This is a genomic window from Janthinobacterium sp. BHSEK (assembly GCF_056174685.1).
Genome location: NZ_JBWBYV010000210.1, coordinates 1 through 1,155 on the forward strand (window position 1 = coordinate 1; position 1,155 = coordinate 1,155).

The 1,155-nt window shown below is 67.4% G+C and carries 1 protein-coding gene; it reads left to right on the forward strand.

Annotated elements, in window-relative coordinates; all coding sequences use genetic code 11:
• The coding region (locus AC0V2Y_RS28480) for an amino acid adenylation domain-containing protein (protein ID WP_475418466.1) at positions 1 to 1,155 on the forward strand (1,155 nt) is incomplete at both ends.

A 1,155-nucleotide genomic window follows, 5' to 3' on the forward strand; every position in this document is an offset into this window, starting at 1 on the left:
GCCAACCCGGACGCTGAGGCCATCGGCCTGCATGCGGGCCACCTCGCCTATGTGATCTACACCTCCGGCTCCACCGGCCAGCCCAAGGGCGCGATGAACGAGCATGGCGCGGTGGTCAACCGCCTGTGCTGGATGCAACAGGCGTTCTGCCTCGGTGCCGATGACCGCGTCCTGCAAAAAACGCCGTTCAGCTTTGACGTGTCTGTGTGGGAGTTCTTCTGGCCGCTGATGTCTGGCGCCACGCTGGTGATCGCCCGTCCGGAAGGCCACAAGTCACCCGATTATCTGGCGGCGCTGATCGAGCAGGCCGCAGTGACGACGATGCACTTCGTGCCGTCGATGCTGCAAGCCTTTGTGAGCGCATGCGGCGACTGGCGGGGCGGCAGCCTGAAACGCGTGTTCTGCAGCGGAGAGGCGCTGCCGCCCCAGTTGAGCGAGCGCTTCCTGCGGACCTGGCCAGAAGTCGAGCTGCACAATCTGTATGGCCCGACCGAAGCCGCGGTGGACGTCACGTGGCAGCATTGCGTGCCCGGTGACGGTGCGGCCAGCGTATCGATCGGCCGGCCGATCGCCAATACGCGCATCTACATCCTCGACCGTCACCTGCAGCCGGTGCCGGTGGGCGTGGCGGGCGAGATCCACATCGCCGGCGTGCAGGTCGGGCGCGGTTATCTGAACCGCGCGGAATTGACGGCGGAACGCTTCATCCGCGACCCTTACGCCGATGCCGCCGGCGCGCGGCTGTACAAGACCGGGGACCTTGGGCGCTGGCTGGCGGACGGTTCCATCGACTACCTTGGACGCAACGACTTCCAGGTCAAGATCCGCGGCTTCCGCATCGAGCTGGGCGAGATCGAGACGCGCCTGCTGGCATGCGACGGCGTGGCAGAAGCGCTGGTCGTCGCCCGCGAAGATGCGCCAGGCGAGAAACGGCTGGTGGCCTACCTGCGCGCGTCCGGCGCGGCGCCTGTCGCTGGCGAACTGCGCGCCCAGCTTGGCGCCCATCTGGCCGATTACATGATTCCCAGCGCCTTCGTCACGCTCGACGCCTTCCCGCTGACCAGCAACGGCAAGCTCGATCGCACGGCGCTGCCGGCGCCCGATCTGCAAGCGCTGGCGCGCGGCAGGTACGTCGCCGCGGAAGGTCAGGTGGAA